The following is a 12,628-nucleotide window of genomic DNA, read 5'->3' as shown; positions in this document are numbered from 1 at the left end:
TTCGAATCCTACCGCCCCAGCCAAGACAAACCGCTTTGAGGTTTTCCTCAAAGCGGTTTTCTTTTGCCCGCTTGATGCAACATGGCCGCACACGAACATGCGGCCACTTATTATCCGTTCAGGACTGCTTTGACTGGTGCATTGCGATGCTGGCGCGTGACACCAGTTTATCAAGCGTATCGCCCGCCTCCGCAATGCCAAGGCCGACGCTGAGTGTAAGCTTCGGATGTGCGCTTCCGGCCTCGAAATCCTCGGCACCGACGCGCTCGGTCAGGCGCTGCAGATAGTTAAGCGCACCCGCGGCCCCGGTTTCAGGCATCAGGATGATGAATTCCTTGTCGCTCCAGCGCGCGATGACATCGGTTTCGCGCTTCATGCCCGAGGCCACCTTGGCAAACAGTTTCAGCGCTGCATCACCGGCATCATAGCCAAACTTCTCATTCAGGTTCTTGAGATTGTCGAAATATACCATCCCGATCACAACCGCATTGCCATAACGGTTTGAACGTTCAAGCTCGGTGCGCAAGATACCTTCCATGTAATGGCGATTGTAGAGCCCCGTCAGCGGATCGGTATTGGCCGAAAGCTCGATATCCTTGCGCGCCTGATCAAGTGCCTTGCGATCATGGATATGGGCAACAGCCTGCCCGATTGAGTCGGCAAAAAGCTGCACCAGATCGATATCATGCTTGGTAAAGGCCTTCACCGGTACCGGGCTGCCAAATGCAAGGGTCCCGATGCATTCGCCCTCGACAACAATCGGTGCGCCAAGATAGGCGGCAAACCCGAATTTTTCGCCCGCCGGATGCGATCCCAGTTCGCTTTCACTGACATCATGAAAGGCAAAGACTTTGCTGGCCGAAATAACGTGACTGCAAAATGTATCATCAAGATCGAATTCCATGCCCGGGGTCAGGACATTTTCCGGATGAAACACCTGTCGAATTTCATAGGTCTGTTCGCCAATCGCACTAAAGATGCCGACTGGCAGACCGAACTGCTCAATACCGAGCTTCAGGATCGCCTCAACACGCTGTTCAAACATTTTGGCCATTTCGCCCTGATGATCGGTCTCAAACTCGGTGGTCATGTGATTTCCCATTTTTTGACTGGCACAGCTTTGCGCAAAAACGCCAGTCATAAAGCCTTGTTATAGTGCGACAATTAAGTCCGATAATCGCATGCGGCAAATTCTAAACCGTAAGCATACCAAGGCATAGGCCATTCTTCTGATTGGATAATATTTTTCTGATATGACAGGCTCGGTTATCCGGATTTCGGCCGTGCTGTCATCCGGTGCAACAGGGCTGCCCCGCGCAAACCGCCATCCCGGGCATAGGCGCCGGGCACCACCAGCGGCGCGTCATACCGCCCCAAGGCATGTTTTCGCACCCGGGTGTCGATCTCTGCGATCAAGGCGGTCTCGGATGCCAATCCGCCGCCCACCGGGACGCAGTCCGGATCAAAAACATTGACCATCAGTGCCAATTCACGGGCAACCAGATCACAATAGATGTCGATAACCCGTGCTGCCTTCTCATCCCCGGCCAACCATGCAGTTGTGATGTCGTGGCTTGCAGGTGCCTGATCATGGAGTTGCGCGTAAATCCGTTCAAGCCCGCGCGCCCCGCCCCAGCTATCAAGGCACCCTGTGCGCCCACAGCCACAGGCAACAGCCGACAGGCCATGTTTGATGAGGCTACCGGCGACATCATTGCCATGCCCCCATTCGCCGCGGATACCACTGTTGCCGCCAACGAACTGACCATCGAACACAATGCCGCCACCAACCCCGGTGCCAAGGATTATGGCAAAGACGGTGCGTGCGTTTTGGGCAGCACCTGTTGTTGCCTCGGCCAAGGCAAAACAATCGGCGTCATTTTCGACCAGAACAGGACGGTCCAGAATGGCTGAAAGCTCGGCCGCCAGCGGCCAATCCTTGATGGCGGGAATATTGGCAGAAATGACCGACCCGGTTTGCGGATCCATTCCACCGGCAAGACTGATGCCAACATCGCATCTGCCATATTGCTCGTCAGCCTCGTGCACAAAGCCCGCCAGGATTTTGACAAAGGCATCGCGGTCATCACGCGGTGTCGATGCCTTGTGATGAAGCACCATCGCCCCACCCGCATCAAAAACACTGAACTCGATATTCGAGCCCCCTATGTCAAAGGCATATTGCATACTGCACTTTCCACGAACTGTCCTGCTATCGGGATACACCAGCCGAAGCACCGCCGCAAAAAGAAACGGCACCAGCCGGTTCAGGCAGGTGCCGTTAATGTGTTCAAAGATCGCGTGAGCCTAGCTACGCAGGCGTGCTGCCAGATCGTCGTAGGACGGCATCTGATCGACAGGACCAAGGGCCGTCACGGTAGGTGTACCATCCAGCAATGCCTTGCCGGAACGACGCACACTTTCAAGGTCAACACCGTCGATCTTTTCAACGATTTCTTCCATGCTTTGCGGGCGACCGAAAATCTGGATCTGACGGGCAAGTGTTTCACAGCGACCGGAATTGCTTTCCATCGCCATCACCACAGATGCCTTGAGCTGCGCACGTGCACGTGCGACTTCTTCTTCGGTCAGATCCTCGGTCGCGCGGACCAGTTCATCACACATGACCGGCATCAATTCGCCAACGTCATTGGCACCGGTTCCGGCATAGATCGAGAACAAGCCACCATCAACATAGTGCGACGAGAAGCTATAGACCGAATAGACCAGCCCGCGCTTTTCACGGATTTCCTGGAACAGGCGCGATGACATGCCACCACCCAGAAGGGTGTTGAACACTTGCAGGTCATAGAAGCTGTCATCGGTGTAGGACACAGTCGGCAGACCAAAGATCACATGCACCTGTTCAAGTTTGCGGTTTTCGATCCGGCTGCCGCCTTCGTATTTAAGCGGCTCCATCTCGTGATCTTCATGGGCCGGAAGGCTGTCGAACTTTTTCGCGACCATATCGACAACGCGGTCATGTTCGACCTTGCCCGATGCCGAAAACACCATGCGTTTCGGGCTGTAGCGGCGTGACATGAAATCAAACAGATGGTCGCGGCTGAGCGACGATACATTTTCCGGACTGCCAAGAATCGAACGCCCCAGCGCCTGATTTGGCAGGGCGGTTTCCTGGAAGTAATCGAAAATGATGTCATCAGGCGTGTCATTGGCCTGACCGATTTCCTGCAGGATGACCTGGCGTTCGCGTTCAAGTTCCTTCGCATCCAGTGTGGAATGCTGAAGGATGTCGGCAATCACATCAATCGCCAGTTCCTGATCTTCGTGCAGGACCTTGCAATAATAGGCCGTGTTCTCGCGCGAGGTATAGGCATTCATCTGCCCGCCAACTGCTTCGATTTCTTCGGAAATCTGAAGCGCGGAACGACGACGCGTGCCCTTGAACGCCATATGTTCAAGCATATGGGAAATGCCGTTAATGTCAGGCGTCTCGTTACGCGCCCCGACATCAACCCACGTGCCCAAGGCAACCGACTGCACATGATCAAGGCGGTCCGTCGCGACAATCATTCCATTGTCAAGCTGGGTGAGCTCGACTGTCATATAGCATTACTCCTGTTTCGCATTCTTTTCCCAACCATGGCTGGTCTTCAGGCTGCACGCCGGTTCTTGCGGACATGCGCCATCAAGGCCGCCACATCGTTGGACATTGGTTCGACCTTTTCAGGTCGGTCATATAGATCAGAAAGACGCGGCGGCAAGTCCGGGTAGATGCCCGACGCCTGCTTGACCGCATCGGGGAATTTCGCCGGATGTGCGGTTGCCAGTGCCACCATCGGTACCGATTTGTCGCGATTGCACTGACGGCCCGACACGATGCCGATTACCGAATGCGGATCAACCAGTTCGCCACTGGATGCCAACACATCCTTGATTGCGGCTTTGGTTTCCTCGTCATCCAGTCGATAGCCATCGAAATGTTCACGCGCGCGGCCAAACTGGCCCTGCGACATTTCCATAACACCGGTTTCACGGAACTTGGTCAGCATCTCGGCAATCGCAAGCCCATCGCGGTCATAAAGATCAAACATCAAACGTTCAAAGTTCGAGCTGACCTGAATATCCATCGACGGGCTGAGCGACGGCTTAACGCCTTCCATCTTCATGGTCCCGGTCTCAAAGAAACGGGCAAGGATGTCATTGCGGTTGGCACCGACAACGAACTGTTTGATCGGAAGCCCCATCTGCATGGCGGCATAACCGGCATAAACGTTGCCGAAGTTGCCCGAGGGCACCGAGAAGGAAATTTCGCGTTCCGGCGAGCCAAGCTGCACCCCCGCCCAGAAGTAATAGGCGATCTGGCACATGATGCGCGCCCAGTTGATCGAATTCACCGCCGACAGGCCGACCTCATCGCGGAAGCCATGGTCGTTAAACAGCGCCTTGACCAGATCCTGGCAATCATCAAACGATCCTTCGACGGCAACGTTGTGCACATTGTCCGACAAGATGGTCGTCATCTGACGACGCTGAACTTCCGAAACGCGGCCTTTGGGATGCAGGATAAAGATGTCGATATTTTCGCGATCGCGGCAGGCCTCGATCGCGGCCGATCCGGTATCACCCGACGTCGCACCAACAATGGTGATGCGCTCGCCACGTTTGGCCAGAACATGATCAAACAGACGGCCAACCACCTGAAGCGCATAATCCTTGAACGCCAGCGTCGGGCCATGGAACAGCTCCATCACCCAGTCATTCGGGCCAAGCTGTTTAAGCGGTGCGACCGCTTCGTGATCAAAGCCGCGATAGGTGTCTTCGAGAATGGTCTTAAGGGCGTCGTCATCAACAGTGCCGGCAACAAACGGCTGGATGACTTTGAAGGCCACTTCGGCATAAGTCAGAGTTCGCAGAGCACGAATGTCATCCTTGGAAAAGGTCGGCCATGTTTCGGGAACATAAAGCCCCCCGTCACGGGCCAGACCGGCAAGAAGAACTTCATCGAACTGCAAAACGGGGGCGCTTCCCCGCGTGCTGACATAGCGCACTAGACCTGCTCCTGCATAAGGCGAATATCGGTTGCGTGCATTTGGGCGCAAATCGCCCCCAAACAACACGCCAAAGCCTGATTTAGTGAGGGTTTGAGCAGATATAGTCAAGGGACAATGCAGCAAGCCTGCCGTGCTTTACGCATTATCGCGCAAGCCACGGCCCCACCCCGCATTAAGCCCACCCTAACCGTCAAGCGGAATGCCATGTTCCTTGAGCTTCGACTCAGCCAATGCCGCCCGGCGCACGACCGTACGGTAGTTGCCCAGAAGGATTCGCAACACGGCTTTGATAAACCGGTCCGACCCCGACATTTTCTTTTCAAACGTCTGGCGGCTGATCGCGATCAAAACGGTACGTTCTTTTGCCCGGGCAGAGGCCATGCGCGGCTGATTATCGACAAGTGCAAGTTCACCAAAAAGACCACCGGCCTCGATCGAGCCGAGAATAACCTCTTTGCCTTCGCCCAGCGTCTTGAAGATTTCGACTTTGCCTTCCTGCACGACATAGGCAGCGTTTCCAGGCTTTCCTTCCCGGAAAATAACCTGATCGATGGCAAAGACCTGTCGGTCCATCACCTTCTTGTTGCCGTCGGTTATGCCCATGTGTTTGCAGAGCCCATGAAAGGTTTGGGAACTTCTTGTCCCGAGGATCGATGGCCGCGTGTATCACCGATCAATAAATCAATGCTAGCAGATTGCCGGGCCCATTCAATTGAATTTACTGGCCGTACCTATTCTCAAGATGGGTCCTGAAGGCATCCACGCCAAGGGGCTTTCCGGTCGCGGCCTCAAGGATGGCATCGGTGGATTTGCTTGAGGCCTGACTGTGAATGTTTGTGCGAAGCCAGCCCATCAAGGGGGCGAAATCACCACGCGACAATGCGTTGGGTATTTCAGGGTTGGATTCCTTGGCTGCGGCAAAGATTTGCGCTGCGGCCATCGCCCCTAACGTATAGGTCGGGAAATATCCCCATGCGCCCGATGGCCAGTGGATATCCTGCATGCAGCCATTACGGTCATCTTCGGGGACAATGCCCAGAAGTTTCTGCATCAACTCGTTCCAGGCGCCGGGCAGATCGGCAAGCTTCATGTCGCCTTCGATCAGCGCGCGCTCCAACCGATAGCGCAAGATCACATGCGCCGGATAGGTCACCTCGTCAGCATCAACACGGATCAGGCCCGGCTCAACGCGGGTATAAAGGCGATGCAGGTTTGCAGCCCCCCACGCGGCGTTGTCACCGCCAAAGGCTTCCTTGAACACGGGGCCAGCATAGGTCAGGAACTCTTCCGACCGGCAGGCCTGCATTTCCACCAGAAGCGACTGGCTTTCATGCATGGTCATGCCACGCGCCTTGCCCACCGGCTGGTTTTGCCAATCGGCGGGCAATCCGCGCTCATACATGGCATGACCGGTTTCGTGAAGAACCCCCATGATGGCCGAGGTAAAATCATTCTCGTCATAGCGCGTGGTCAAACGCACATCTTCCGGAATGCCGCCACAGAACGGATGATGGGAAATATCCAGCCGCCCATGATCAAAATCGAAACCAACCGCCTTCATCAGATCAAGGCCAATGCGGTTCTGCGTTTCAATCGCGAACGGACCGGTTGGTTTAACCGGCTTGTCTTCGGATTTCTGGCGTTCAATCACATCGGCGGTAAAATCGGGCAGGAAGCTTTCCAGCTCGGCAAACAGGCTATCAATCCGATCAGAGCGCATCATCGGATCATACTGATCCAACAGCGCATCGTATACCGAGGTACCCAATGCCTCTGCCTTGGCTTTGCCAGCCTCAATCGACAGATCAAGTACTTCCTGCAAGTGCGGCAGAAGCCCCTTGAAATCGTTGTCGGCGCGCGCCTTGCGCCATGCCACTTCACAGCGGGTTTCCGCCCGTGACATCTTTTCCACCAAGTCGACTGGCACCGCCGTGCCATGAACCCATGCACGCTTCATCTCCGCCAGATTTGCCTGCTGCCAATCGTCAAGCTGCTCGCTTTCCGCACTGCTGATCAAATCGCCCAGATCCGGCGCATTAATCAGTTCGTTCTCCAGAACACTCAATGTTGCAAGTTGTTCGGAACGGGCATCTGCACCACCGTCCGGCATGATCACAGCCATATCCCAGTGCAACATCCCGCCAATACCGGACAGGACACTCATACGGTGAAAACGGGCTTCGAGCTTTTTATACGCTTCGGTCATGGGAACTCCTTCGCGGGCAGTCCGGCTGCTTTCCGCAAAATATCAGTCAACTGGTGGCGACAAGATCAGGCTTGCGCGTCTTTTTCGTCATCGCTGGTTGGGCGGCGGTGATAAAGGACAAACATCACGATCAGGGTAAGTGCAAGGCTATACCAGGTGATGGCATATTCCAGATGGTTGTTGGGCAACTCAACCTTGGCCTGCCCGCCAATCGGCAATCCGCCCGGGATCGGCGTATCATCGAGTTCGAGATAATAAGGGCTGGCAAGGTCCGCACCGGTATCTTCGGCCATGTGATTCACATCGACATAGAACCATTGATTGCGGATCGCGTCATTTTCCGGCTGCGCCCAATGCTTTTCGCTTGGCAGGCGCAACACACCCGATACCCGCACCGGACCCTCGATCAGGCTGTCGGGGCGGGTTTCAGGTTCGCGGTAATCCTGGGGCACCCAGCCACGATTGACCAAAATGATGCGGCCATCTTCCTGTTCAAGCGGGGTGATCAACTGAAAACCGACATTGCCGCGCCGGGTGCGCGCCATCAGGTATTTTTCCTGATCGTTCAGGTAACGACCTTCGGCATAGGCTGCGCGAAATGCCATATCGGGGTCAAGGATGGTATCGGTCGGCACGGCAATTGGCGGCATTTGTGCCTGCGCCTGGCGCATTTCGATCAGGTCTTTTTTCCAGAACAGTCTGTCAACCTGCCAGGAACCAAGCCCCAAAAGAATGATCAGAGACAGTCCGGCGGAAATTTTCATCGCCAGACTGGGACGCGTTTTAAGAAGTGGCATGAAGGGTCAGTCCTGTTCGGATGTCGATCGGTGGCAGTATTGCAGCGCCACCATGATGCCTTTAAGCGGCCTTAGCAAGACCAGCGTCAAACCAATGATCACCGGTCCCCACACAACCGCGTGCAGCCAGAGTGGAGGCATATAGGTCATTTCGACCCATAGCGCCATCGGCACCACCAGAAATCCGAGAATAAAGATGATGAAAACAGCCGGACCATCACCGGAATCATGGCCGCGCAAATCCAGTCCGCAAACCTCGCAGGTTTCACGCACTGTCAAATAGCCCGAAAACAACTTTCCCCCACCGCAGCGGGGGCATTTGCATGCCAACCCGGTACGAATGGGGGAAAGGTTTGGATAATAATCATCCATGATCTTTTGTGTCACCTGACGACGGCTTATTCGCCACCCCAGATGTAAACGGCAAAGAACAGGAACAGCCAGACAACGTCAACGAAGTGCCAGTACCAGGCTGCTGCTTCGAGACCAAAGTGATGATCCTGTTTGAAGCCATCTTTCATCGCGCGCACAAGGCACACCGCCAGGAACACTGTCCCGACAAACACGTGGAAACCATGGAAACCGGTCGCCATGTAGAAGGTCGAGGAATAGATGTTGTCAGAGAAGCCAAATGCCGCGTGGCTGTATTCATATGCCTGCAGGAACAGGAAGATGACGCCAAGACCAACGGTCAGTGCCAGACCCTGAACAAGGTCCTTTTTCTTGCCTTCCAGGATGCCATGATGCGCCCAGGTCAGGGTGCAACCCGACAGCAGCAGGATCAGGGTGTTCAGGAACGGCAGATCCCACGGATCAAGCACTTCAACGCCTGCGGGCGGCCATTCGGTCACGCCGGGGCTGAAGATCACAAACGCGTTGTGGAAGAATGCCCAGAAGAAGGCGACAAAGAACATCACCTCGGATGCAATGAACAGCGACATCCCGTAACGCAGGCCGATCTGAACGACCTTGTTATGATAGATGTGTGATTCGCTGATCACGTTGCTCCACCAACGGAACATCACAAACAGAATGCCTGCAATGCCGATCGCCGCCAGCCAGAAGTCAGCTGGCGCACGGTCCGAATGCATGAACATGACCATACCACCGGTAAAAAGACCGGCGGACGCCGCAGCCACCAGCGGCCACGGGCTCGGGTCTACCAGGTGGAACGGATGCTTTTGTGCATGATCACTCATTCCTTGCCCCCCTCAATCCTTACAAAAGAAACTCTAAGTTCGCTTTGTTAACCAAAGACCGTCCAGTCCACGAAACCGTGTTCTGTCAGCCTCCCTGATCTTCGTTCCCGTCATTTACTTCAACCGATGCCTCGGATTTGAAGAAAGTGTATGACAGGGTAATCGTCTTCACGTCCTGGGTATTGATGTCGTCGGCAATTGCCGGATCGACATAGAAACTGACCGGCATGTCAACGCGCTCGCCCGGTTGAAGGGTTTGCTCGTCAAAACAGAAACACGCGATCTTGCTGAAATACTGCCCGGCTTTTAGCGGCGTCACATTATAGACAGCCTGACCGGTAATCGGCTTCACAGACATGTTTTCGGCCATGTAATAGGCCAGATTGTCTTCGCCCAGACGGACGGTGATTTCACGTTGTTCGGGTTTGAACTGCCAGGGCAAACCCGAATTGATATCTGCATTGAAACGGATCTTGATGGTTTTTTCCGAAACCTCGACCCCGGCATCCTTGCCAACCTGTGGCGTGCCGCCAAATCCGGTTACCTGACAAAACAGCTCATAAAGCGGAACCGACGCATAGGACAGACCGATCATGCCGCCAACGACGGCGGCACAACTCAGCATCACGCGCTTGTTGCGTGCCTTGATACTATCTGTGTGTTTCTGATCAGCCATGGTTTCCTAGCTCATCTTCAAAATCGTGATCGCAAAGAACAGCACAATCAGGCTGGTCAAAATCACCAAAAACGCCCAGTTCTTCTTTTTACGCTTGGCGTAAAACGCTTCGAGTTCGGCTTTGCTCATTTTGGGGTGCTCCGTCATACGATGAACCCGCCAAGCCAGACATCTGCAACCATCGCCCCAAACAGGACAAACAGATACAAAATGGAATATCCAAACATCTTGTGCGGCGCGCGTTCTTCGGCGTTGCGCAAAACCCGTACCGCATGGCGCAGGAACCAAAGCCCGGTCAGACCCGCCGTCACGGCGTAAATCGTTCCTAGCAATCCGGTCGCGACCGGAACAAAGGTCACCGGCAAAAGCAGAATGGTATAAACCAGCATCTGCTTTTTGGTTGCGGCGTCACCGGCAACCACCGGCATCATGGGAACACCGACCTTGGCATAGTCGCCGCACCGAAACAGTGCCAGCGCCCAAAAATGCGGCGGTGTCCACATAAAGATAATCATGAACAGCGCGATTGAATTGATATCAATCCCGCCCGTCACCGACGCCCAGCCGATCATCGGGGGAAAGGCCCCGGCGGCACCGCCGATGACGATATTCTGTGGTGTGCTGCGTTTAAGCCACATGGTGTAGACGAACACGTAAAACGCTATCGATACAGCCAGCAAAACCGCAGCAGCAATATTGATGGCAACCGCCATGATCGTGACCGAAACAATCGACAGCGCAATGCCAAGAGACAAGGCCTCGTCGGCGGGCACGCGCCCGGCCGGGATCGGTCGGTTTTGGGTACGTTTCATGTGGATATCGATATCACGATCATACCACATGTTAATGGATGCCGCGGCACCACTGGCGATAGCGATACAGGCGATTGCAACGAGTCCAAGGAACGGATGGATCGAACCCGGGGCAATCAGCAACCCCACAGCACCGGTGAAAACCACAAGCGTCATCACACCGGGTTTGAGCAACGCGATATAGTCACGCACATCCGAAACCGGCAGGGATACTGCGTTTTCAAGTGCGATGGTCTGGTTGGCAGCCTGCTTGGTCATTGAACTCTGGTCTTCTCGTTTGGGGCGGTAGGATGCCCCCCGCAAACCGGGGCCTGCGGGGGACTTAAACCAGGATCACTTACTTGATACGTGGCAGTTCGTCAAAGGTATGGAACGGCGGCGGAGAGCTGACGGTCCATTCCAGTGTATCTGCACCTTCCCCGTACGGGTTTGCTTCGGCCTTCTTGCCACGGATGAAGGCATGCGCCACCACACCAAGGAAGAAGATCGTCGCCGCAAACGAGATATAGGCACCATAAGACGAAACCATGTTCCATCCGGCAAACGCATCCGGGTAGTCGGCATAACGACGCGGCATGCCGGCAAGCCCCAGGAAGTGCTGCGGGAAGAAGGTCAGGTTGACGCCGATGAAGAACAGCCAGAAGTGGATCTTCGCACCGAGATCGGAAATCTCGTAGCCCGACATTTTGCTGAACCAATAGTAGAAGCCAGCAAAGATCGAGAAGACAGCGCCAAGCGACAGAACATAGTGGAAGTGCGCCACAACGAAATAAGTGTCATGCAGCGGCAGATCCATGCCCGAGTTCGCCAGAATCACACCTGTCACACCGCCCACAGTAAACAGGAAGATGAAACCGATTGCCCAAAGCATCGGAGCCCGCAAGGTGATCGAGCCCCCCCACATGGTCGCGATCCACGAAAAGATCTTAACCCCGGTCGGCACCGCAATCACCATCGTCGCTGCGGTAAAGTATGCACGGGTATCAACATCCAAGCCCACCGTGTACATATGGTGCGCCCACACGATGAAGCCGACAACACCGATTGCCACCATCGCATAGGCCATCCCGAGATAACCGAAGATCGGCTTGCGCGAGAAGGTCGAGATGATGTGGCTGATGATGCCAAAGCCCGGCAGGATCATGATGTACACTTCTGGATGACCAAAGAACCAGAACAGGTGCTGATACAGGATCGGGTCACCGCCACCGGCCGGATTAAAGAAATCCGTACCAAAGTTACGGTCGGTCAGAAGCATGGTGATCGCGCCACCAAGTACCGGCACCGCCAGCAGCAGCAAGAATGCCGTCACCAGCATTGCCCAAGCAAAAAGCGGCATCTTATGCAGGGTCATGCCCGGCGCACGCATGTTAAAGATGGTGGTAATGAAGTTCACCGCACCAAGGATCGAGCTGGCACCGGCAAGGTGAAGGGCAAAGATCGCCATATCCACCGAGGCATCCGGATGGCCAAGCACACTTGAAAGTGGCGGATAAACCGTCCAGCCGGTGCCGGCACCACTGCCGACAACAGCCGACAGCATCAGCAGGATAAAGGCCGGAACAATCAGCCAGAACGAAATGTTGTTCAAACGCGGGAACGCCATATCCGGCGCGCCAATCATGATCGGAACAAACCAGTTGCCAAAGCCGCCAATCATCGCGGGCATGACAACAAAGAACACCATGATCATGCCGTGTGCGGTCACAAGCACGTTAAAGAATTGCGGGTCATCAATGACCTGGGTTCCCGGTTGTGCCAGTTCCATACGGAACCAGACCGAAAACGCACCACCGATCAAACCGGCAAGCACTGAGAAGATTAGATAAAGAGTCCCGATATCCTTGTGGTTGGTCGACAGGAACCAACGGGTAAAGAAGCCGGGGGTATGATCGTGATCATGTGTTTCAGCGTGAGCCATCA

The 12,628-nt window shown here is 54.9% G+C and carries 13 protein-coding genes and 1 tRNA gene (1 of these 14 only partly in view); 1 reads left to right on the top strand and 13 read right to left on the bottom strand.

Annotation, left to right across the window (positions count from 1 at the left end; all coding sequences use genetic code 11):
* Positions 1-23 (top strand) — tRNA-Gln (locus tag B2T33_RS19040); it begins 143 nt to the left of the window's first position.
* A gap of 95 nt (positions 24-118) precedes the next feature.
* Here B2T33_RS19040 and B2T33_RS19035 read toward each other — a convergent pair.
* The 13 genes from B2T33_RS19035 to ctaD all read right to left on the bottom strand — a co-directional run bounded on the left by B2T33_RS19035 (position 119) and on the right by ctaD (position 12,626).
* Positions 119-1,090: a sensor domain-containing diguanylate cyclase gene (locus B2T33_RS19035; protein WP_286792892.1), complete on the bottom strand. Its 972-nt coding sequence runs from the start codon at positions 1,088-1,090 to the stop codon at positions 119-121.
* 176 nt (positions 1,091-1,266) lie between these two features.
* Positions 1,267-2,187: an ROK family protein gene (locus B2T33_RS19030; RefSeq protein WP_286792891.1), complete on the bottom strand. Its 921-nt coding sequence runs from the start codon at positions 2,185-2,187 to the stop codon at positions 1,267-1,269.
* A 120-nt stretch (positions 2,188-2,307) separates the two neighbouring features.
* The gene (locus tag B2T33_RS19025) at positions 2,308-3,567 is read right to left on the bottom strand and encodes a M16 family metallopeptidase (protein ID WP_197146028.1); all 1,260 of its coding nucleotides are present in this window, start codon (positions 3,565-3,567) and stop codon (positions 2,308-2,310) included.
* Positions 3,568-3,614: 47 nt separating this feature from the next.
* Complete coding sequence (gene thrC / locus B2T33_RS19020) at positions 3,615-5,012, bottom strand: threonine synthase (RefSeq protein WP_286792890.1); 1,398 nt, start codon at positions 5,010-5,012, stop codon at positions 3,615-3,617.
* Positions 5,013-5,198: 186 nt separating this feature from the next.
* Positions 5,199-5,618 carry a cyclic nucleotide-binding domain-containing protein gene (locus tag B2T33_RS19015; protein WP_063088567.1) on the bottom strand — a complete coding sequence of 140 codons (420 nt, stop codon included), beginning with the start codon at positions 5,616-5,618 and terminating at the stop codon, positions 5,199-5,201.
* Positions 5,619-5,733: 115 nt separating this feature from the next.
* The gene (locus B2T33_RS19010; protein WP_286792889.1) at positions 5,734-7,221 is read right to left on the bottom strand and encodes a carboxypeptidase M32; all 1,488 of its coding nucleotides are present in this window, start codon (positions 7,219-7,221) and stop codon (positions 5,734-5,736) included.
* 65 nt (positions 7,222-7,286) lie between these two features.
* Entirely contained in the window at positions 7,287-8,018 is a 732-nt protein-coding gene (locus B2T33_RS19005; RefSeq protein ID WP_286792888.1) for an SURF1 family protein, read from the bottom strand.
* A gap of 6 nt (positions 8,019-8,024) precedes the next feature.
* A complete protein-coding gene (locus B2T33_RS19000) occupies positions 8,025-8,390 on the bottom strand; it encodes a DUF983 domain-containing protein (protein WP_286792887.1) in 366 nt (121 codons plus the stop codon).
* Between the two features lie 26 nt (positions 8,391-8,416).
* Positions 8,417-9,217: a cytochrome c oxidase subunit 3 gene (locus tag B2T33_RS18995; RefSeq protein ID WP_008889200.1), complete on the bottom strand. Its 801-nt coding sequence runs from the start codon at positions 9,215-9,217 to the stop codon at positions 8,417-8,419.
* An 85-nt stretch (positions 9,218-9,302) separates the two neighbouring features.
* A complete protein-coding gene (locus B2T33_RS18990) occupies positions 9,303-9,893 on the bottom strand; it encodes a cytochrome c oxidase assembly protein (RefSeq protein WP_286792886.1) in 591 nt (196 codons plus the stop codon).
* 6 nt (positions 9,894-9,899) lie between these two features.
* A complete protein-coding gene (locus B2T33_RS18985) occupies positions 9,900-10,022 on the bottom strand; it encodes a hypothetical protein (protein WP_255356190.1) in 123 nt (40 codons plus the stop codon).
* A gap of 14 nt (positions 10,023-10,036) precedes the next feature.
* Entirely contained in the window at positions 10,037-10,963 is a 927-nt protein-coding gene (gene cyoE, locus B2T33_RS18980) for a heme o synthase (protein WP_286792885.1), read from the bottom strand.
* A gap of 79 nt (positions 10,964-11,042) precedes the next feature.
* Entirely contained in the window at positions 11,043-12,626 is a 1,584-nt protein-coding gene (ctaD, locus tag B2T33_RS18975) for a cytochrome c oxidase subunit I (protein WP_008889197.1), read from the bottom strand.
* Between the last annotated feature and the right edge of the window lie 2 nt (positions 12,627-12,628).

The sequence above is a fragment of the Thalassospira sp. UBA4513 genome (assembly GCF_002388495.1).
In the GTDB taxonomy this organism is placed as follows: Bacteria; Pseudomonadota; Alphaproteobacteria; order Rhodospirillales; family Thalassospiraceae; genus Thalassospira; species Thalassospira tepidiphila.
The sequence above is the reverse complement of the archived record's forward strand: the minus strand, read 5'-3'. Positions and strand labels throughout refer to the sequence as shown.

Coding starts and splice junctions, on each gene's coding strand:
- B2T33_RS19035 (WP_286792892.1), bottom strand. CDS start 1,090: ATGACCACCGAGTTTGAGACCGATCATCAGGGCGAAATGGCCAAAATG.
- B2T33_RS19030 (WP_286792891.1), bottom strand. CDS start 2,187: ATGCAATATGCCTTTGACATAGGGGGCTCGAATATCGAGTTCAGTGTT.
- B2T33_RS19025 (WP_197146028.1), bottom strand. CDS start 3,567: ATGACAGTCGAGCTCACCCAGCTTGACAATGGAATGATTGTCGCGACG.
- B2T33_RS19015 (WP_063088567.1), bottom strand. CDS start 5,618: ATGGGCATAACCGACGGCAACAAGAAGGTGATGGACCGACAGGTCTTT.
- B2T33_RS19010 (WP_286792889.1), bottom strand. CDS start 7,221: ATGACCGAAGCGTATAAAAAGCTCGAAGCCCGTTTTCACCGTATGAGT.
- B2T33_RS19005 (WP_286792888.1), bottom strand. CDS start 8,018: ATGCCACTTCTTAAAACGCGTCCCAGTCTGGCGATGAAAATTTCCGCC.
- B2T33_RS19000 (WP_286792887.1), bottom strand. CDS start 8,390: ATGGATGATTATTATCCAAACCTTTCCCCCATTCGTACCGGGTTGGCA.
- B2T33_RS18995 (WP_008889200.1), bottom strand. CDS start 9,217: ATGAGTGATCATGCACAAAAGCATCCGTTCCACCTGGTAGACCCGAGC.
- B2T33_RS18990 (WP_286792886.1), bottom strand. CDS start 9,893: ATGGCTGATCAGAAACACACAGATAGTATCAAGGCACGCAACAAGCGC.
- B2T33_RS18985 (WP_255356190.1), bottom strand. CDS start 10,022: ATGAGCAAAGCCGAACTCGAAGCGTTTTACGCCAAGCGTAAAAAGAAG.
- cyoE (WP_286792885.1), bottom strand. CDS start 10,963: ATGACCAAGCAGGCTGCCAACCAGACCATCGCACTTGAAAACGCAGTA.
- ctaD (WP_008889197.1), bottom strand. CDS start 12,626: ATGGCTCACGCTGAAACACATGATCACGATCATACCCCCGGCTTCTTT.